Origin of the sequence: Gracilibacillus boraciitolerans JCM 21714 (assembly GCF_000521485.1) — a bacterium.
Lineage (GTDB): Bacteria > Bacillota > Bacilli > Bacillales > Amphibacillaceae > Gracilibacillus > Gracilibacillus boraciitolerans.
The window spans coordinates 52,884-72,912 of record NZ_BAVS01000001.1; the positions used below are offsets into that span (position 1 = coordinate 52,884).

The window sequence follows — 20,029 nt, forward strand, 5'->3', positions numbered from 1 at the left end:
TAGAAATACGCTATAGTGTTTGTTTCTTTTATGCGGAATATTCTATTTTTCCTATAGTAGTGTAGGAATAAGTTAAGTTGCGAGCATCGTTATTTACATCGGTTGTAGAACTATAGTATAATTTTATAGTGCGTAAATCATCATTTATTGTATTATTTTGTCGAAAAAGTTTATTTTAAAAACAAGAAAATTCATGTTTCTTTGAATTAGAGAAAGAATAGGTGAGTATTATGTACAGGCAGGGAAGAATGGCAGCAGTAATAATTACTTTACTATGCATAGTGCTTCTTCTTTACAACTATTTTATGTTTAACAGTGTGGAAATATCATCGGTTGTTGTATATGTATTGATCATTATGATTGTTTGGTGGATAGGCGGCAAATTTGATGACACGATAAATAATAATCTAGTTCTGGAAAGTAGTAAAGCAGATCTTACACGTGAAATGAAGCAGGTTACAAAAGAGCTACAGGTATATGAGCATTATTTTAAGTCATTTGAAGGTGGCGCCTTGTTTACCTATGATTTAATTGAACGGGATACTAGATGTTCTATAAGGATCGAACAGTTATTTGGCTTTACCCAAAATCAATTTAATTCTAATGTAGAATTATGGAAAGATCTTGTGCATCCTGATGATATGGATTGCGTTCAGGAAAAAGAGTCATTGTTGTATAAGGGAAATAGTGTCGAAATGGAGTTTAGAGTAGTACATCCTTCTCAAGGGGAAAAATGGATTAGAAAAATTTCAAATCCAGTGACCAACCCTTCTGGAGAAGTTACTAGAATTAACGGTCAATTTATGGATGTAACTAAGCACAAGCAACTTGAAATTGAACTACGACGAATGGCATATTTTGATGATTTAACAGACTTGCCTAATCGGAAGATGTTAGATCGTCATATTCAAAAAGCATTAGCAAGATCCAAACGTCATAACTATAGTCTTTCAATAATGTTTATTGACATAGACGACTTTAAAAAAGTGAATGATACCCTTGGACACAGTGCGGGTGATCATTTATTAAAGGATGTTGTACAACGATTTAGTCAAAGTACGAGGGAAGAAGATTTAATTGCCCGAATAGGTGGAGATGAGTTTATTGTCGTACTCGAAGAAACGAGTAAGGATGAGATAGAAGATATAGCAAATAGACTAATAGCAAATATCATTAAACCTTATACTATAGATGGCAAAGAAGTACAAATCTCGGTAAGTATAGGGGTTAGCATGTATCCTGAAAACGGTGATCATAAAGAAGAGCTCATTCAACGTGCAGATAAGGCGATGTATTATGCAAAAAATAATGGTAAAAATAACTATAAGCTGTATACAGTAGATTTGCAGGATGTCACATTGAGTGATGAAAGTATTTTTTCGAGATGGTTTAATAGAATCCAACATTCCTTAAAATCATAAATAGACGAACACTCAGTGGAAACATTTTCACTTATTTGTTTAGTTTGCTCACTGACCATAATAGGGTCAGTGAGTTTTTAATGTTTATACATATTTTCATTTAACATAGAATTATTTCTCGGGTATGCTTGTTCTGATTTTTTAACACACTTCTATATTTTACGAAAATTGTAAAAATAAAAAACAATTTTAAATGAATGTGGTAGGATGGTAGTAGAAGTCTACAAGAATGAGGTTGAATATATGAAAAGAGGAATAAAATATATGATCTGGATTGGTTTTATCATCTTATTATTAAGTTTACTATTAAAAATTTATCACGATACCAATTATTTTAAAGTGAAAACTCTCATGATCACATCTGATCAAATACAAGAAAATCAATCAATTTCTATTTTACATCTGACAGATTTACATAATAAGCAATTTGATGAGCAAAATCAACGATTATTGAATAAAATTAAATCGTTACAGACTGATATTATTGTAATAACAGGAGATGTCATAGATCGAGATACAGAACAGATGGATGATGTCTTATCTTTCATAGAGAAAGTAGCAGCTTTCAATCCAGATACGTATTATGTCACAGGAAACCATGAATGGGGTAATCCTTTAAGAGAGAAATTCTTTGAAGGAATTTTAAAAAGTGGCGTTCATTACTTAGATAATAAAAACGCAGCCATTGAAATAAACAATGTTCTCTTTCAATTAGCAGGTATAGGGGGGGATTCTTCTACAGGGCACTCAGATATGGAAGCAGCGTTAAGAGGCTTAGATGATCGCTACTTTACCATTCTTTTAGCACATGCACCAGAAGTAATCGTGAACCATTACCCACAAAAGGTTGATTTGACTTTAAGCGGCCACACACACGGTGGCCAGATTCGCTTGCCGTTTATCGGTGCAGTCATTGCGCCTGGTCAGGGACTCTTTCCTGAATATGATCAAGGATTATTCCAAATAAATGAGCAACAGCAACTATATATTGATAGTGGATTGGGTACCAGTACGCTTGATATACGCTTATTTAATCAAAGTCAAATGACCTTGATTACCGTTAAGGGTGAAAATGGATGAAACGTTTAATAATATTAGTAATTTTGGCTTGTATAACAATGGCGTGTGTCGAATTATACTTAACTCCTAATTATATGTTAAAGTCACTAATTAAACTCGTTATTTTTTTAGTGCTGCCTTTTGTGTTTATTCGATTTGTAGTAAAAATTTCCTTTAAAGAATTATTCTCATTAAAATTCAATGATTTAAAAGTAGCTAGTCTATTAGCAACTGGGGTATTCCTCCTTATTTTAACAGCATATTTTTCATTTAATGGTTTTTTTGATTTTTCTAAAGTTACCGTTATGTTAGAAAATAATATTGGAGTCGATAAAACAAATTTTATATTTGTCGCTATCTATATTGCCATCGTTAACTCTTTATTAGAGGAATTTTTCTTTAGAGGCTTTGCATTTTTAACATTATTACGATTTTCCACAAGACGAATAGCGTACCTGTTTAGTGCAGGTATGTTCGCCATTTATCATATTGCGATGATGACGGACTGGTTTTCCATTTGGTTATTTGTGTTGATTTTGATCAGTTTATTTATTGCAGGCTTATTATTCAATCGTTTAGACGAAAAAGCGGATAGTATACTGCCTTCCTGGATCGTACATATCAGTGCTAATATATCCATTAACCTGATTGGTATGATGCTTTTCGGCATCATATAATTGATCAATGAAATTAATGACTAAGAATTTATTATTTTGAAAAAAGTAAACTGACATTTGCTTATATTTCAATACGTCTTTAAACCTTTAAATAAAAACTTTAAAAAAATTAGTAGATAATGCAGGAAAATAGGGATATATATCGAATATTACTTTTAAGAAGATTATTTATAATTCCCGTAAATTCATGAAATTTATATCTGCTCATGAGAAGCAACATTTAACTAAATGAATCAGCTGGATAAGATGAAATCTTTTTTCACTATAATACTCTTAGGGTAGAATAACGCCTGCCTAAAGTAATTTTTAAGGTTTGTTCTTTTTTGACGAAAGTAGGTCGTTTTATGCGGTTTCCCGGGTAATATTTGTTCTGAAGAAAGTATAATAACTGAAATAACAGATGAAAGATCACAGCTGTTATTTCAGTTTTCAAGTCATTAATGATTAATTTTGGCAGCGATCATTTCCTTATCTTCTTTAAATTTATGATGTGTTTGTTGAATTAATTCTTTAAATAAGCCATCCATATTCTTTTCCATAGAAGCAATACCAACTCCGGTAACTCCACCTTTAACACAGACCTTATCAATCAATTCATTTAAGGTGAAATGATTTTCGGCAAGTAATTTCCCAAACCCGATAAACATCTTTTCCATAAGTAATGTTGCTTGCTCTGGGGGGGAAACCTCTGTTAAATTAATTGCTTCCTGAATGTAGTTTTCAGCTAAAAACGCAAAAAAAGCTGGACCACATGACACGATATCAGAGGCTATTCTCATAATATTTTCCTCAATTTCAAGCGGCTCTGAAAAGTAATGACACCTCTTTAAAAATAGTTCTTTTTGATATGAATCGATTGTTTGACCAAATGTTACTAAGGTAACACCTGCTAATGCATAGTTTGTAATGCTTGGAACCATTCGTGCCACCTGGCAATTTACGATTGATTCGATATCACATATCGATAATGCACTAGTAATGGATACTAATAAATGCTCATCTTCTAAAATAGGCTTTAATTCATTTAAAACATCGATCATATCAGCTGGTTTTACACATAAGAAAATGGTATCAACCTCGTTAATTAATTCAAATATATTTTCTTTGACATGAATGCTTGGATATTTCTCTTGGATCGCATACGCTTTAGCTATCGTTCGATTGGTAATATAAAGGTCTTCTTGCTTCAATAATTCAGATTCTAAAAAAGCGGTGATTAAGACTTCCCCCCCCATGTTCCCCCCCGTACCGATTAAACCCCCCCATTTCATTTTGTTCGCCTCCTTCGATAATTTCTTACCAATATCCTATGAACAACTTTACTATTCTATGATAAAGGAATGATTTTGATGTCTTGGTTAATTAAAAACTGGTATATTCTCTTAATAGCAATTGCCATTGTAATTTGGCTTACGGTGGAACCGACAGCTGAGAATCTCGAGCAGTCATCGATAGATTTAACCGAAGAAACTGATTTAGGAAATACTATAGAGGAAGAAATAGAAGAACCAAAAAAATTAATATATATGGTTGATATTAAAGGAGCAATCAAAAATCCTGGGGGTATATCAAGTAAATGAGTCAGATCGGGTCAAAGATGTAATCGAAACTGCAGGTGGTTTCCTTGAAAATGCTGAAGCGGAAGCGATTAATTTAGCGGAACGAATATATGATGAAATGGTAATTTACGTTCCGACTGCAGGTGAAGATAAAGCTAATATAGAGCTTAACAGTACAAGTAATGATACTAATAAAATAAAAATTAATACGGCAACTGCTGAAGAAATCCAAACCATACCAGGGATAGGGGAGGTTAAAGCAAATGAGATCGTGACATATCGAGAAACATATGGACGATTTGAAAAAATGGAAGACTTAACAAATGTCTCCGGGATAGGTGAAAAAACGGTGGAAAAAATCGAAGCTTATGTGAGGATTCCGTAATTTATTGACGCAAAGCTTATCTATCGGTACAATTTCACTATATTGTTTGAAATAGAAAGGTTGAGGATATATGGAAAGAATTTCTTGGCACCAGTATTTTATGGCTCAGAGTCACTTGTTAGCTTTACGGAGTACGTGCCAACGACTAATGGTAGGTGCGACAATTGTGCGCGATAAAAGGATAATTGCGGGTGGGTATAATGGAAGTGTATCTGGAAGTGTTCATTGTATTGATGAAGGCTGTTATATTATTGATGGTCATTGTGTGAGAACCATTCACGCAGAGATGAATGCATTGTTACAATGTGCTAAATTTGGAGCGTCTACAGATAAGGCAGAGATTTATGTTACCCATTTTCCTTGTCTTAATTGCTGCAAAGCCATCATACAAAGTGGCATTAAGACAGTCTATTATGCAGAGGACTATAAAAATCATCCCTATGCGATAGATTTGTTTAAAGAAGCAAATGTGCAAGTAGAGAAAGTTGAATTAGATCAACATTATATAAGTTTAAAACCATAAGAATTCTCTAAGAAAAGAGGAGGTGATTCATTTTTGTATCAACAATTACATTGGTTTGTAATCATGTATATGTTAGCATTTCTATTCAAAGACATAGAACCAATTATATTTGCAGTAATAATGTTTGGAACTGCTCTTTATTTTTATCTAATTCGACAATATTCGATAAGAATAATTACCTCTCTTCTTCTCTTTAGTTGCCTCTCATTCCATTTTATACCTTCCCTGTCAACCGAAGAAAACCAGCATGATACAGATCAAAGGATAATTTCAGGTGAAATAGTCTCCGCTATAGATCATAATGATAGTTATATCCGTTTTACCTTAAAATCGCAGAATCATCAGCGGCTTGAAGTAACCTACTTCTTCGATGATACGAAATATAATCTTTCCTCTTTCCGAACGGGCGCAATTTGTGAATTAAATGGTTCATTTCAAGATATTCCCACCTCACGTAATCCAGGCCAATTTGATTATAAACATTATTTGTTAACGCAAAACATTCAAGCGCAATTTATGATAAACTCAATAACTGAAAGTAAATGTGAAGGGCAATCATCACTGCATAAAATACATCAATTGCGAACTCAATTAATAGATAAAATAGAAAATATAGTAAGTCCTCTTACCTCAGCATGGTTAACCGCATTATTATTTGGAGATCGAGATTTATTAGATGAAGATGTAATCAAGCTGTTTCAAACGTGGAATTTGTCTCACTTATTAGCTATTTCAGGATTACATGTAGGATTATTGCTGGGGATTATTTATTTTGTGCTTTTGTTTATTTTTCGTATAACAATTGAAAGAGCTCAATTACTATTAGTAATAACATTACCACTCTATCCATTATTGGCTGGAGGAGCACCGTCCGTGTGGCGGGCAAGCTTGTTAGGATTACTCGTCATCATTCTTGCTAAAGTACCGATTCGGTTTGCAGGCACCGATATATTAAGTATTGTATTTGTGTTAATGGTGCTGTTACATCCATATGTGATTTATTCGCTCGCTTTTCAATTTAGTTTTGCCGTAACCTATGCAATTTTGTTGTCTCGAAATATAATCAATCAGTCAAAGCTAGGTTATAGTTGGATACTTTTGAGAATTTCGTTAATCAGCATGCTTGTCATTCTACCCATTCAATTGCATCATTTTTATCAGTTTCAGCCATTATCAATTTTACTCAATCTTATCATAATTCCTTATTTTACCTTATTTGTGCTACCGATATTATTATTAATTTTGGTCATTTCATTTTCAACTTCGATCGTGACCGTATTAGATACGCTATTTATTAATGTACAGACATATATGCTTACATTTATTCAGGAAATTGATGCGATAATGCCGTCTGCCTGGTTGATAGGATCCTTTCCTGTTAAATTTTATTTACCCTATTATCTCATGTTATTTTTGTTTCTTTATTTTTTTGATATAAACCATATTAGAAAAGCATTTCTGTATGGTATATCTATTGTTTTAATCCTTTTTTTGGTTAGCATTAAGCCATATTTAACTCCACATGGTTACATTACTGTTTTAGATATAGGACAAGGTGATGCTATTGTGATTGAATTGCCTTTTCGGCAAGCTGTTTATATGATAGATGCTGGAGGAACTATGTCATCGGATTTCACTTCTGGATCTGACAAAATTTTCGAGCAAGTGATCGACCCTTTTTTGAAATCAAGAGGAATCGGCGAGATTGATGCTATTATATTGTCACATGCTGATCACGATCATATTGGTAGTGTGCCCTATTTGCTTGAAGCATATCAAATAAATCATATTATTACCAGTCCATATTTTGATGATCGTATGTTAAAGGATTATAGAAAAATTAATCAAAATTTTTCTCACATAACATGGCGAGCTGGTCAATCTTTTCAACTTCATAATCAGGAATTTTATGTACACCTTCCAAATCGTAAGCATGACAGTAAAAATGAGAATTCACTTGTTTTAAGTAGTAAGTTTGGGAATAAAACATGGCTTTTTACTGGTGATATTGGAGTAGTGGGGGGGGAAGAAGAGCTGCTAAAACAGTTTCCATCACAAAAGATAAATATCCTTAAAATTTCCCATCATGGAAGTAACACATCAACCTCTGCTGAATTCTTAAAAATAATAAACCCTCAACTCGGACTCATTTCAGTTGGTCAAAAAAATCGTTATAATCATCCGCATCCAGATGTGTTAAAGCGTCTTGAAGATCATAAGACGAAAATCTTGAGAACAGATCAAAATGGAGCAATTATTTACAAATTTTCTAAAGGGAGTGGAACAGTCTCACCTTACTTACCATATGATGTAGTACCATAATCATTCTCATTCAGCAGTTATATAAAAAACAACGAGACTAATCTGGTTAGCCCCCGTTGTTCTTTATGAACCAATCGCATCGAAAATGACACCAATAAAGAAAATAATCATAAAAAATACAAATGAAAAAATAAAACCAAAACCAGCATCAAATAAGTCGTGTCGTTTGGATTGAACTTCCTTTTCAAATTCATTCATAGCTACTACCTCCTTATTAAGTTAGGTAAAACCTTCTAAATAAAAGAATGATGTAATAACGTTTCTCAGGATTCCCTTACTTAGCAAGAGTTAACACCTATATTATTTGTGTAAACAGGTCAATCTATATATAAGAAAATATCGCAGCATAATTAGTTACCTAGGCTGATGAAGTTGCGTTGATATAGATTGCGGAGGGAAGTGATAGACTGCTTCCCTCTTTCTTATTGCTTAGGAAATTATAAAATGTTCTACTGTGGATTATTCGGATTCCTTTGTTTAGCCACGTCCAGCTCCGAGCGCCAAAAACTATGCAACTTCACGAATCGCCCTACGATAAGTCATCATCGGTTCGTAAACTCACCGTGATTCCTTTATCTCAGGTGATTCGCTCCAGTCGCTACGTTTTTTAACGGCGCTCTGCGCTTTTGTTCTGTAACATACATGTTAAAAAAGTATTTTGAATACTTTTCAAAAAGTGAATCTTACTATACAATAAAACATAATTGATTTTTTTTCAACTTTTTATTGTGATCTGTATTATTTATTTAAATTTTGCATAAAAAACGATGTTAAAAATTAGTAAATGTGTATTAATACATAAGGTTACGGAGTGAAATACATGAGCTATATAACCATAATAGAAGAGATGAAAAAGAAAAAGTTTGCACCGGTTTATTATTTTCATGGTTCAGAGACATATATGGTCGAAGCTTTAAAGCAAGCGTTAATAACGAATGGGATCGAGCAGGATGAGCGAGAAACTAACTTATCAATTTATGATTTGGAAGAAACTGCGATACAGGAAATAATTTCAGATGCGGAAACATTTCCTTTTTAGGTGATCGCAAACTTATTTTTGCTTCGAATGCAGATTTTCTTCGAGCAAAACCTGCTAAAACTGAGATTATACATCACCCTGAAGTGTTAGTGAATTATTTAGATAATCCTGCACCCTATTCTATATTAATTGTAATTGCACCATATGATAAAGTAGACGAAAGAAAAAAAGTCGTGAAAAAGTTAAAAAAAGTTGCTAAAACAGTAGCATGTGAACCACTTAAAGAATGGAATATTAAAGAAGTTATTCAAAAAGTTGCAGAGGAGCATGGAGTTCGCATTTCTGATGAAGTTATCGATTATTTCATAAGTGAAATTGGTACTAACTTAATGATTATCCATTCAGAAATGAAAAAACTTGCATTATATGTCGGTGAGGGCAATACCATTCGAATGCAGGATGCTGAGATATTGCTGTCCAGCCAAGAGAATAGTTCTGCGCTAAAGCTGGTTGATGCGATTATGGCAAATAACTTAGCAAAAGCAATTGATATTACCAAGGATTTAGAAAAAATGAACGAAGATCCAATTGCTTTAATTTCCTTAGTTGCTTCCCAATTTCGATCCTTATTACATGTAAAGTTACTGAAAGAACAAGGCTACACCCAACAACAGATGGCAGGACAGCTTAAAATCCATCCATATGTTGCTAAACTGGCAATGACTAGACAGACCAAGTTCTCAACTAACGAATTAAAAGAAGCAATTAACTTGCTTACGGAAACAGATGTGCAAATTAAAACAGGTAAAATGGAAAAATCACTCGCATTTGAATTATTACTTTATCAATTAATTAAAAAAAGGCAAACACTTATATAATGAAATACTTAAAAAAACCGCAACTGCGTTATCACAGTTGCGGTTTTTTACTATTATGCACTAAGTCCGTTAACTTTTTTTGCTAAACGAGATTTTTGACGATCACCTTTGTTTTGGTGAACAAGTCCTTTTTGCACAGCTTTATCAATTTTCTTTGTGGCAGTTTGAAGTGCAGCTTTTGCATTTTCTACCTCTTTGTTTGCTACTAATGCTTCCACTTTCTTAATATGGGAACGCATATCTGTTTTTACAGATTGGTTTTGTAAACGGTGATCTTCGTTTGTACGTACACGTTTAATTGCTGATTTGATATTTGCCAATTCTTTCACCTCCATCATACATCATAGCCCTATCTTTATATTAGGTCAAATGACATTGTACCAAAGCTTGCGTGACTTTTCAATAAAAAATGATCCGGTGGCAGATTTAACATCCGCGTATCATTTTAAAACACAGGGAAATGCTAAGAAAAATTAGGTGAGGAGTGATATAGTGGGAAAAAATCATTTGATGTTCGAACAGATTTAGCAGTTGAGGCAAAAGAAATGTATGTGGAACAAGAAGAAAGAAAAGACACAAAAATTGAAGGCGTCACAATTCACGAGACGCGTATTGGAAATATTGAAGTAACTACTGTTGAAGTGGATCAAAAAGGTGCAGAACATATCGGTAAAAATCCTGGATCCTACCGAACGATTTATTCAAATGCGATTAAAAGGCAAGATACAAAATCACAGGAAGAAACTGCAAAAGTTGTAACAAAACAATTGCTGGAATTAATGAAAAAAAATAAAATTCCAAAAGATGCTTCTGGATTAATAGTGGGTCTCGGAAATCGAAATGTTACACCAGATGCCTTGGGCCCACTTGTAATAGATAAAGTACTTGTCACGAATCACCTGTTTGTTCACGAACCACAGTATGTAAAAGAAGGTTATCGGAGGGTAGCCACAATAATTCCGGGCGTGATGGGTTTAACAGGCATTGAAACAAGCGACATTATTAAAGGAGTTATCGATAAGTATCAACCGGGATTTTTGATTGCAATTGATGCTTTAGCTTCTCGTTCAATGGAGAGAGTGAATGCAACGATTCAGCTTTCTGATTCTGGTATCCATCCTGGTTCAGGTGTAGGTAACAATAGAAAAGAACTTAGTGAAAAGACGTTAGGGGTACCCGTTTTTGCGATAGGGGTACCAACCGTTGTTGATGCGGTCACTATAACAAGTGACGCCATCGATTATGTACTGAAGCATATTGGAAAGGAATGGAAGGAAAAAGATAGACCTTCAAAATCTTTAACACCAGCTGGTTTAAATTTCGGCGATCGTTCCTTATCTGAAGATGACTTACCACCCATTGAGAAAAGAGAGAAAATTTTTGGAATGATTGGTGCATTAGACGAACAGGAAAAAAGAGCATTAATGCAAGAAGTATTGACGCCACTTGGACATAACTTAATGGTTACTCCTAAAGAAATTGATGGATATATTAAAGATCTCGCTCACTTATTAGCAGAGTCACTAAATGCTGCCTTACATGAAAATGTAACGATTAAAAACTTCAGTCAATATACACGATAAAATATGTTCTACTTTCTATCGATTCCTCATAACTATTAATAGAGCTAATAGAGGAGATAGAAGGGAGAACATTATGAGACGTACCAATCATAGACAAAAAAGAGTCTTTTTATTCACCCAGTATAAATTAGTAATGATTATATCCATTTTTTTAAGCGGATTTTTTGCGATGTTTATATTAATAGGTGTTTTAACAAGTTTGGATCCAAATTATAGAGTTTCTTCAAATACAGTAAAAAAGTGGACGACAAATATTAATGAAGTTCATTTTTTGTCTTTAATGATGATGGAAAATCGGATGTTTAAAGAAGCATTACCGGAGGATAAACCTCCGATCGATATATGGAAAGTTGTATTTGAATTAGGAACAAATGTGAGAATGCATGATGTTCGCAGTTTATTAGGCAGAGAATTACCTGGTTTTGAAATGTATGATCGTCAAATTCTTATCGCTGGAGAAGGAACAGATTACACCAATTTAACGATGGAATCGACGCCACCACTAGATATTGTCTTAGAAGAAAGAGAAGCGACGACTCCTGAGGAAAAAGAAGATAAGGGTCCTGTCAAAGAAGAACAAAAGCAAACGACAGGCAATCGTAACATTGTATTTTTATATAACACACATAATCGAGAGTCCTTTTTGCCTTATTTACCTAACACAAATGACCCAAATGATGCTTTCCATAATAAAGTCAATATTACCAATGTCAGTGATCAATTGGCTAAAGACTTAAAGCAATTTGGTATTGGTGCAGAAGTTGATCATACGGATATTGGTTCGATACTGAATGATAAGGGCTGGGATTATTCCGCAGATTCCTATACTGCCTCAAAAGAAGTTGTCGAAGCTGCTTTAACTAAGAATAAGGATCTGAACTACGTTTTTGACTTGCATCGTGACAGTGTAAGAAAAGATATTACTACGATTAAACTTGGTGAAAAATCGTATGCAAAGATTATGTTCGTAATTGGTGGAGACAATCCTAATTATGAACGAAATTATGCTTTAGCGAAAGCTTTACACGAACAACTTGAAAAGAAATATGCCGGTCTGAGTCGTGGGGGTTGAAAAATATGGAGGAGCGGGACGCAATGGTGTATACAATCAGGACGTTTCCAATAATGCTTTAACGATTGAATTCGGTGGCGTTGACAATACGATGGAAGAGCTATATAACACCTCAGAAGTGTTTGCAGAAATATTTAGTGAATATTATTGGGATGCCCAAAAAGTTTCTGGATCAAATTAGGAGGTAATTATAGTGAAATATTTCTTTTATTTATTATTGTTAAGCTTTATTTTTTCGTTGGGAATGTATATTGGTATTGATCGCAGCAGCACTGAAATGATTAAAGAAATCTCAGAAGATTTGCCCGCAGAAGAAACAGTTATTAATCGAGATAAAATTATAGAGGAGATAGAAGAGAATCAACAGCAAGTAGTGGCAGCAGCGGACATTGAGCCTTCTATTCTGCATTCGGTGGCGAATGGTGGAGAAAAGGTGGTCAAAAAAATCTGTGATCAAGTGATTGAAGTTACGTATTCACTTGTAGATGGCATTTTTTAGAGATTACATTGGTATCAAAGCAATCGCAGCAGAACCTTCTTTCTTGATCTCGTTATCTTTCTGTTGAACATACACGTGTTCACTGCTATAATCAATGCTAGGATTGTGGTCAAATATAGGAGTTGAAGGACATTGACGAATACTAGAGATCAGAATAAAGTAAGAAATTTTTCGATTATTGCACATATTGATCACGGTAAATCAACGCTGGCAGACCGAATATTGGAAAAAACCAAAGCGTTAACGGCACGTGAAATGAAAGAACAATTTTTGGATGGTATGGACCTGGAACGTGAGCGTGGAATTACAATTAAATTGAATGCGGTTCAGTTAAAATATGACCGAGGCGATGGGATGAGTATCTTTTTCATTTAATTGATACACCAGGACATGTCGATTTTACATATGAAGTCTCTCGAAGTCTGGCAGCCTGTGAAGGCGCTATTCTGGTAGTAGATGCTGCTCAAGGGATTGAAGCACAAACGTTGGCAAATGTTTATTTAGCAATGGATAATGAACTGGAAATTATTCCTGTTATTAATAAGATTGACTTACCAAGTGCTGATCCTGAGCGGGTCAAGCAAGAAATTACAGATGTTATAGGTATTGATGGAGAAGAAGCTATATTGGCAAGTGGAAAATCAGGAATTGGCATTGAAGATATTCTCGAACAAATTGTTGAAAGAATTCCGGCACCTGCGGAGATCCTGATGCCCCCCCATTAAAGGCACTGATTTTTGACTCTTTATATGATCAATATCGTGGGGTCGTGGCATATGTGTGTGTAAAGGAAGGCACTGTAAAATTAGGCGATAAGATTAAAATGATGGCGACGGGTAAAGAATTTGAAGTGAATGAAGTGGGTGTCTTCAACCCAAAACCTACCAAACTTCAAGAGCTAACAGTTGGTGATGTCGGCTATTTGACTGCTTCCATTAAGAATGTGGGAGATACACGTGTAGGGGGGGATACGGTTACATTAGTAGATAATCCTGCATCAAATCCATTACCAGGGTATCGAAAATTAAACCCGATGGTATTCTGTGGGTTATATCCAGTTAATGCAGATAATTATAATGATCTGCGTGAAGCGTTGGAAAGATTAGAATTGAATGATTCTTCGTTACAATATGAGGCAGAAACTTCTCAAGCATTGGGTTTTGGTTTTCGCTGCGGCTTTTTAGGACTTTTACATATGGAAATTGTTCAGGAGCGAATTGAGCGGGAATTCTCAATAGATTTAATTACGACAGCCCCTAGTGTTATTTACAGTGTGATTAAGACTGACGGTGAGAAGGTTACCATTGATAATCCATCTTTTATGCCTGACAATCAATCGATCCAGGAAGTGCAGGAACCATATGTTCGTGCAACGGTAATGGTGCCGAATGATTTTGTAGGTCCGGTGATGGAAATTTGCCAAAAAAAACGTGGTGATTTCTTAGACATGCAGTATTTAGCTGATAACCGCGTGAATATTGTCTATGAAATACCGTTATCAGAAATTGTGTATGATTTCTTTGATCAATTAAAATCGCAGACGAAAGGCTATGCTTCCTTCGATTATGAAATGATTGGATATAAAACCTCTAATTTAGTTAAAATGGATATTTTATTAAATGGTGATACCATTGATGCTTTATCATTCATTGTTCATCGGGATTTCGCTTTTGACCGTGGCAAACAAATAGCTGATAAATTAAAAACATTAATACCAAGACAGCAATTTGAAGTACCAATACAAGCAGCGATCGGTAATAAAATTGTTGCAAGAACTACCATCAAAGCAATGCGTAAAAACGTCTTAAGCAAATGTTACGGCGGCGATATTACTCGAAAGCGTAAGTTGTTGGAGAAACAAAAAGAAGGTAAAAAACGAATGAAAATGGTTGGTTCTGTGGAAGTTCCGCAAGAGGCCTTTATGGCAGTATTGAAAATGGATGACGAATAGAACTATTTAAACCCTTGTCTATTGGCAAGGGTTTTGCCATACGATGAAGGAGGAAACTAAATGGTATCATCAGTTTATATACACATCCCTTTCTGTGAGAAAATTTGTCATTATTGTGATTTCACTAAGTTTTTTTATGAGGAAAAAATGGCAGATGATTATTTAATTGCATTAGAAAATGAAATAAAGACAAATATTGTTTCACCAAATCAAAAAATGAAAACAATTTTCGTTGGGGGGGGAGGTACCCCCCCAACAGCTTTAAACAATCGTCAATTAACAAAATTAGTGAAAATAATTGACTATTATTTCGATGTTGCTGGAGTATCTGAATACACTTTTGAAGCGAATCCTGGAGACTTAACAAAAGAAAAAATAAAAATACTTCGAGATAATGGGGTCAGTCGTATTTCAATGGGTGTTCAAGTATTTGATGATGATATGTTAGAGCAACTTGGAAGGTTACACCGGATTAAAGATGTGTATCAAAACATCAATGATCTTATAAATGCTGGCATTACTAATATCAGTATCGATTTGATGTACAGTTTGCCGAATCAAACAATTGCTCACTTTGAAAAAACACTACACGAAGCATTACAATTTCAATTGCCACATTATTCGGCATACTCTCTGCAAATTGAACCAAAAACAATATTTTACCAACGTTATAAAAAAGGAACGCTGACCAAGCCACCAGAAGAAATTGAAGCAGATATGTATGAAATATTAAGAAAAGAAATGAATGGCAAGGGAGTTTTCCAATATGAAATTAGCAACTTTGCAAAACCAGGGTTCGAAAGTCAACATAATTTAACTTATTGGAATAACGACTATTATTATGGCTTCGGTGCAGGCGCACATGGTTATTTGCCAGGAGAACGTATTGTTAACATTCGACCTTTTCCGGCGTATGTAGAAGAGGCAAACAGATCTGGTAAACCAATATTGCATGTTGAAAAAATCAGAAAAAAAGAACAAGTGGAAGAGGAAATGTTTTTAGGCTTGCGCAAATCAGAAGGAGTATCTATTGATGATTTTGAAGCAAAATATCAATTGAAGCTTAAGAAATTATATAAAGAGGAACTACGAAATCTAGCACAACGTGGCTGGATTGAATATGATCAGCGATTCGTCAGGCTTACAGAAGCGGGTAAACCATTCGGTAATGAAGTATTCCAATCCTTCTTACTTGATCATGACCTATAAATTTTACTGAACATTAATTGGTAAATATGCTACAGACAAAATTATAAATTTCTATGTTTCTTTGTTGACATTTTCTTATCTATTTGATAATTTATTATTAGATTTAGCACTCAAGATCCCAGAGTGCTAACAGAGGTGATCATCGATGCTTACAGAAAGACAAATATTAGTGTTGGTAGTTATAATTGATGAATTCATTCAAACGGCACAACCGATTGGATCAAGAGCCATTGCGAAAAAGGCAGAAATTACATTTAGTCCTGCTACGATTCGTAATGAAATGGCAGATTTAGAAGAGTTAGGATATATTGAAAAAACACATACTTCTTCAGGTCGAGTACCATCTGAAAAAGGCTATCGTTTTTATGTGGATCATTTAATGTCTCCATTCCGATTATCAAAGCAGGATATGTTGACCATTCAACAAACGTTTCAAAAGGAAATGATTGAGTTCGAGTTATTGGTGCAAAAATCTGCCAGAGTTCTGTCAGATATAACGAACTATACCTCGATTATTTTAGGACCTGAAGTGTTTGAAACGACGCTTAAACAAATTCAAATTATTAGTTTGAGTGATCATACCGCTGTAGCTATTTTAGTTACAAGCACAGGACATGTTGAACATCGACACTTCAATGTGCCACCAACGATGCAGACGTCAGATTTGGAGAAGTTAATTAATATCTTGAATGATCGATTAGTTGGAGTGCCTATTGTTCAATTGCAACAAAAGCTGTATGGAGAAGTTTCTCAACTGTTACAACGATACAGTTCAGATTTTCAAACAACCTATTCTTTTCTGAAAGATGCTTTGTTAGATAAGCAACCTGTAAAGCTCTATATGGATGGCAAAACAAATATCATGTTACAACCAGAGTTTAATGATATTCATAAAATTCAATCTCTCTATACTGTGATGGAAAAAGAAGATAAGATGGCCAATATATTGAGAACTTCTGGTAAAGGTATCAAAGTATCAATTGGACAGGAAAACGAATTAGATGAAATGCAGGATTGCAGTTTAATTACAGCGACTTATACGTTGGGGGGGGAAAAACAATTAGGTACCATTGCTCTTCTTGGTCCAACACGCATGGAGTATTCTAAAGTTGTAACTTTATTAAACATTTTATCACAACGATTAACAGATACGTTTCATTCGTGGCGTTAAATCGCATAACTTCTATCCTTTTAGTTGTATAACATTTGATCTTTTATAGAAAGTATGTTTAGCTATACATTGGTTTTACTGCCATTAAATAGGTTTATAAGCATGTTAATAGGGGGGGGTGACAGGAATGGAAGAAAAAGACTTAGAAAAAAATGAGCAAGAGGAAATAACTGAAGAAATTGTAAATGATGCAGAACAAGAACTTGTCACAGAAGAAGAGAAGGAAGAACAACAATCAGATAACAAGGAAGTACAACAATTAAAAGATGAAAATGATGAATTGCAAAATCGTTTGCTACGAGTGCAAGCGGAATATGACAACTTTAGAAAAAGAACAAAAAAAGAAAAAGAAGCAGATTTAAAATATAAATCACAATCGATTGTAACAGAACTATTGCCGGTTTTAGATAACTTTGAGCGTGCTCTTCAAGTAGAAATTGAAGATAAGGCTGCCAAAGGTGTTGTAGAAGGATTAGAGATAGTTTACCGTCAGTTAAAAACTGTGCTTGAAAGTGAAGGTGTCGAGGCAATTGAGACAGATGGTCAAATCTTTGATCCAACTTTACACCAAGCTGTTATTCAAGTAGAAGAAGAAGGTTATGAATCAAATCAAATTGTTGAAACAATGCAAAAAGGTTATCAATTAAAAGGTCGAGTAATTAGACCAGCAATGGTAAAAGTAAATCAATAATTACATATGTTAAGAAGGAGGAAGTTATAATGGGTAAAATTATAGGTATTGACTTAGGTACAACAAATTCTTGTGTAGCCGTAATGGAAGGTGGCGAAGCAAAAGTAATTCCGAATCCTGAAGGGAATCGTACAACACCTTCTGTGGTTTCATTTAAAAATGGTGAACGTCAAATTGGTGAAGTTGCAAAGCGTCAAGCAATAACCAATCCAAATACCATCCAATCAATCAAACGTCATATGGGAACAGATTACAAAGTGGATATTGAAGGTAAGGAACACACACCTCAGGAAATTTCTGCAATTATTTTACAGCACTTAAAAGCTTATGCTGAAGATTATTTAGGGGAAAAAGTAGAAAAGGCCGTTATCACTGTTCCTGCCTATTTTAATGATGCAGAACGTCAGGCGACAAAGGATGCAGGTAAGATTGCAGGCCTTGAAGTAGATCGTATTATCAATGAACCAACAGCAGCAGCGCTTGCTTATGGAATTGATAAAGCTGATCAAGATCAAACAATTCTTGTTTATGACCTTGGTGGTGGTACTTTTGACGTATCGATCCTGGATATCGGTGAAGGTACATTTGAAGTAGTTGCAACGGCTGGTGATAATCGCCTTGGTGGTGATGACTTTGATGAAGTATTAATCGACCACATGGTAGCTGAATTCAAAAAAGAAAATGGTATTGATCTTTCTAAAGATAAAATGGCGCTTCAACGTCTCAAAGACGCAGCTGAAAAGGCGAAAAAAGACTTATCAGGTGTAACACAAACTCAAGTATCTCTTCCATTTATTACAGCAGGAGATGCAGGTCCATTACACTTAGAGATGAATATCACTCGCGCTAAATTTGATGAATTATCTGCAGGTCTTGTAGAAAAAACAATGGGACCTACTCGCCAGGCATTAAAAGATGCTGATCTAAGTGCAAGTGATATTGATAAAGTAATACTTGTTGGTGGGTCTACCCGTATTCCGGCCGTACAAGAAGCAATTAAAAAAGAAATTGGTAAAGAACCTTCGAAAGGTGTAAACCTGATGAAGTTGTAGCTTTAGGTGCAGCGATCCAAGGTGGGGTACTTCAGGGTGATGTGAAAGATGTTGTATTATTAGATGTTACACCACTTTCATTAGGTATTGAAACAATGGGTGGCGTAACAACTAAACTTATTGAACGTAACACAACAATTCCAACAAGTGCTCAGCAAGTGTTTTCAACCGCTGCCGACAATCAGACAGCAGTGGATATTCATGTGTTGCAAGGAGAGCGGGAAATGGCACAAGACAACAAAACACTTGGTCGTTTCCAATTAACAGATATTCCATCTGCACCAAGAGGTATTCCACAAATTGAAGTATCTTTTGATATTGATGCGAATGGTATCGTAAATGTTCGTGCGAAGGATCTTGGTACTAATAAAGAACAATCGATTACCATTAAGTCTTCTTCTGGTTTATCTGATGAGGAAGTTGAAAAAATGGTAAAAGACGCAGAAGAAAATGCTGAAGAAGATAAAAAACGCCGAGAAGAAATTGAACTTCGTAATGAAGCAGATCAACTTGTCTTCCAAACAGATAAAACCTTGAAAGACCTCGGTGATAAAGTAACAGATGAAGAAAAACAAAAAGCAGAGGCAGCAAAAGAAGATTTGAAAAAAGCACTAGAAGATAATGATCAAGAACAAATTAAAGCGAAGAAAGAAGCATTAGAAGAACAAGTTCAGGCATTATCAGTGAAGCTTTATGAACAGGCTCAACAACAAGCACAAGCTGAAGGTGAAGCAGCTGGTTCAGAAGCTCAACAAGGTGATGACGACGTAGTTGATGCTGATTACGAAGAAGTTGATGATGAAGACAAGAAAGACGAAGATAAGAAATAGTAAGAGTTAGATAGGCAAAAGAAAAAGTCAAAGTCAGAACCAAATGGCTTTGGCTTTTTCCATGAATAACGAACTATTACAATCATCATACATTGAACAAGGGACACGAACTGTGAATTACTTCGCAGTTTAGATGTTTTGTCCATGTGGTGTTAACCATTTATAATG

At 34.7% G+C, this 20,029-nt stretch carries 15 protein-coding genes and 5 pseudogenes; 17 read left to right on the forward strand and 3 right to left on the reverse strand.

All coding sequences use genetic code 11. The annotated features are described in order from the left end of the window. The first annotated feature begins 248 nt into the window (after positions 1-248). The 3 genes from JCM21714_RS00220 (at position 249) to JCM21714_RS00230 (ending at position 3,157) form a co-directional block, all read left to right on the forward strand. On the forward strand, positions 249-1,421 hold the full coding sequence (locus tag JCM21714_RS00220; protein WP_052000294.1) for a sensor domain-containing diguanylate cyclase: 1,173 nt from the start codon (positions 249-251) through the stop codon (positions 1,419-1,421). Positions 1,422-1,664: 243 nt separating this feature from the next. Beyond that, positions 1,665-2,501 carry a metallophosphoesterase gene (locus JCM21714_RS00225; protein WP_035720774.1) on the forward strand — a complete coding sequence of 279 codons (837 nt, stop codon included), beginning with the start codon at positions 1,665-1,667 and terminating at the stop codon, positions 2,499-2,501. Further along, the gene (locus JCM21714_RS00230; protein WP_035720777.1) at positions 2,498-3,157 is read left to right on the forward strand and encodes a CPBP family intramembrane glutamic endopeptidase; all 660 of its coding nucleotides are present in this window, start codon (positions 2,498-2,500) and stop codon (positions 3,155-3,157) included. Before JCM21714_RS00225 ends, JCM21714_RS00230 begins: the two co-directional genes overlap by 4 nt. Positions 3,158-3,594: 437 nt before the next feature. On the opposite strand, the gene comER is transcribed toward JCM21714_RS00230, so the two are convergent. Next, positions 3,595-4,428: a late competence protein ComER gene (gene comER, locus JCM21714_RS00235; protein WP_035720780.1), complete on the reverse strand. Its 834-nt coding sequence runs from the start codon at positions 4,426-4,428 to the stop codon at positions 3,595-3,597. Positions 4,429-4,506: 78 nt separating this feature from the next. On the opposite strand from comER, the gene JCM21714_RS17860 reads away from it, so the two are divergent. The 4 genes and pseudogenes from JCM21714_RS17860 to JCM21714_RS00250 all read left to right on the forward strand — a co-directional run bounded on the left by JCM21714_RS17860 (position 4,507) and on the right by JCM21714_RS00250 (position 7,946). Then, on the forward strand, positions 4,507-4,737 hold the full coding sequence (locus tag JCM21714_RS17860) for a hypothetical protein (protein WP_052000295.1): 231 nt from the start codon (positions 4,507-4,509) through the stop codon (positions 4,735-4,737). Next, positions 4,688-5,101: a helix-hairpin-helix domain-containing protein gene (locus tag JCM21714_RS00240; RefSeq protein ID WP_052000296.1), complete on the forward strand. Its 414-nt coding sequence runs from the start codon at positions 4,688-4,690 to the stop codon at positions 5,099-5,101. The genes JCM21714_RS17860 and JCM21714_RS00240 overlap by 50 nt, the downstream gene beginning before the upstream one ends. A 70-nt stretch (positions 5,102-5,171) precedes the next feature. Continuing rightward, a pseudogene (locus JCM21714_RS00245) lies at positions 5,172-5,618 on the forward strand (ComE operon protein 2); the annotation flags it as partial. Positions 5,619-5,657: 39 nt separating this feature from the next. Next, positions 5,658-7,946, forward strand: coding sequence for a DNA internalization-related competence protein ComEC/Rec2 (locus JCM21714_RS00250; RefSeq protein ID WP_052000297.1), 2,289 nt, complete (start codon positions 5,658-5,660; stop codon positions 7,944-7,946). Between the two features lie 63 nt (positions 7,947-8,009). Here JCM21714_RS00250 and JCM21714_RS18955 read toward each other — a convergent pair whose 3' ends face one another. Beyond that, positions 8,010-8,144, reverse strand: coding sequence for a YqzM family protein (locus JCM21714_RS18955; RefSeq protein WP_035720786.1), 135 nt, complete (start codon positions 8,142-8,144; stop codon positions 8,010-8,012). A 703-nt stretch (positions 8,145-8,847) separates the two neighbouring features. Here JCM21714_RS18955 and holA point away from each other — a divergent pair. Next, positions 8,848-9,803, forward strand: a pseudogene (holA, locus tag JCM21714_RS00260) (DNA polymerase III subunit delta). Positions 9,804-9,856: 53 nt separating this feature from the next. On the opposite strand, the gene rpsT reads toward holA, so the two are convergent. Then, complete coding sequence (gene rpsT, locus JCM21714_RS00265; RefSeq protein ID WP_035720789.1) at positions 9,857-10,123, reverse strand: 30S ribosomal protein S20; 267 nt, start codon at positions 10,121-10,123, stop codon at positions 9,857-9,859. Between the two features lie 186 nt (positions 10,124-10,309). Between rpsT and gpr the strand changes: the two are divergent. From gpr to dnaK, 9 genes and pseudogenes are all read left to right on the forward strand, one after another. Beyond that, a pseudogene (gene gpr, locus JCM21714_RS00270) lies at positions 10,310-11,386 on the forward strand (GPR endopeptidase); the annotation flags it as partial. 73 nt (positions 11,387-11,459) lie between these two features. Next, positions 11,460-12,458: a stage II sporulation protein P gene (gene spoIIP / locus JCM21714_RS22600; RefSeq protein ID WP_268748255.1), complete on the forward strand. Its 999-nt coding sequence runs from the start codon at positions 11,460-11,462 to the stop codon at positions 12,456-12,458. Continuing rightward, on the forward strand, positions 12,448-12,639 hold the full coding sequence (locus JCM21714_RS22605; protein WP_268748256.1) for a stage II sporulation protein P: 192 nt from the start codon (positions 12,448-12,450) through the stop codon (positions 12,637-12,639). Before spoIIP ends, JCM21714_RS22605 begins: the two co-directional genes overlap by 11 nt. A gap of 12 nt (positions 12,640-12,651) precedes the next feature. Then, entirely contained in the window at positions 12,652-12,957 is a 306-nt protein-coding gene (locus tag JCM21714_RS00280) for a hypothetical protein (RefSeq protein WP_035720792.1), read from the forward strand. Between the two features lie 132 nt (positions 12,958-13,089). Further along, positions 13,090-14,908: pseudogene (lepA, locus tag JCM21714_RS00285) on the forward strand (translation elongation factor 4). 60 nt (positions 14,909-14,968) lie between these two features. Continuing rightward, positions 14,969-16,117 carry a radical SAM family heme chaperone HemW gene (gene hemW / locus JCM21714_RS00290; protein ID WP_035720796.1) on the forward strand — a complete coding sequence of 383 codons (1,149 nt, stop codon included), beginning with the start codon at positions 14,969-14,971 and terminating at the stop codon, positions 16,115-16,117. A 145-nt stretch (positions 16,118-16,262) separates the two neighbouring features. Next, entirely contained in the window at positions 16,263-17,288 is a 1,026-nt protein-coding gene (gene hrcA / locus JCM21714_RS00295) for a heat-inducible transcriptional repressor HrcA (RefSeq protein ID WP_035720798.1), read from the forward strand. A 127-nt stretch (positions 17,289-17,415) separates the two neighbouring features. Further along, positions 17,416-17,979 carry a nucleotide exchange factor GrpE gene (grpE, locus tag JCM21714_RS00300; protein WP_035720801.1) on the forward strand — a complete coding sequence of 188 codons (564 nt, stop codon included), beginning with the start codon at positions 17,416-17,418 and terminating at the stop codon, positions 17,977-17,979. 29 nt (positions 17,980-18,008) lie between these two features. Then, positions 18,009-19,861 (forward strand): annotated as a pseudogene (gene dnaK / locus JCM21714_RS00305) (molecular chaperone DnaK). Positions 19,862-20,029 lie beyond the last annotated feature (168 nt).